Below are 822 nucleotides of genomic sequence, written 5' to 3' on the forward strand. Positions count from 1 at the left end.
CGACGGCGGCGAGCGCCGCGGAGTTGTCCGACACGTCGACCGGCTCGGGCAGGGCCGCCGGGTCGATCCGTGGCAGGTCTTGGGGTTCGGGCATGACTCCTCCTCGAGTCGAGCGAAACGTTTCGTCCTGGAGACGGTTCTACGGTAGCGTGCATTGCACCCGCATGGGTGAAACGTTGAGTGATGCGCGACGACGCGCAGGAAGCAGGCCACCGTGGACGTCCTGACGAGCCGACCCTTGCGGACCGGTGCGCACATCCCGACGATCGGGCTCGGCACGTTCGGCTCCGACCGGTACGGCCCGGACGAGGTGGCGGCGGCGGTCCGCGGCGGCCTCGACGCCGGCTACCGGTTGGTCGACTGCGCCTCGGTCTACGGCAACGAGCCCGAGGTCGGCGCAGCGATCGCGGCGAGCGGTGTCCCGCGCGAGGACCTCTTCGTGATGTCGAAGGTCTGGAACGACGCGCACGACCCGGCCGATGCGGTCGCGTCGGTCGAGCGATCACTCCGGGACCTGCGGCTCGACCACCTCGACGCGGTGTTCGTGCACTGGCCGTTCCCGAACCACCACGCGCCGCACGCCTCGGTCGAGGACCGCGACCGGTCGGCCCGCCCCTACGACCACGCCGCGTACCTCGCGCTCTGGCGGGCGCTGGAGGGGCTCGTCGACGCTGGACTGGTCCGGCACCTCGGCACGTCGAACACGACGGTCCCGAAGCTGCGGCTGCTGCTCCGCGACGCCCTGGTCCTCCCGGCGCTCAACGAGATGGAGCTGCACCCGACGTTCCAGCAACCGGAGCTGTTCGACTTCTGCCGCGCGAA

1 protein-coding gene is annotated in these 822 nt (G+C 70.8%); it reads left to right on the forward strand.

What is annotated here, in order from left to right:
• Positions 1–214: 214 nt before the first annotated feature.
• Positions 215–822: aldo/keto reductase (locus BIV03_RS13300; protein WP_139201985.1), on the forward strand; the 608-nt coding region annotated here is incomplete at its 3' end.

Source organism: Curtobacterium sp. MCBA15_016, from assembly GCF_001865105.1.
GTDB lineage: Bacteria > Actinomycetota > Actinomycetes > Actinomycetales > Microbacteriaceae > Curtobacterium.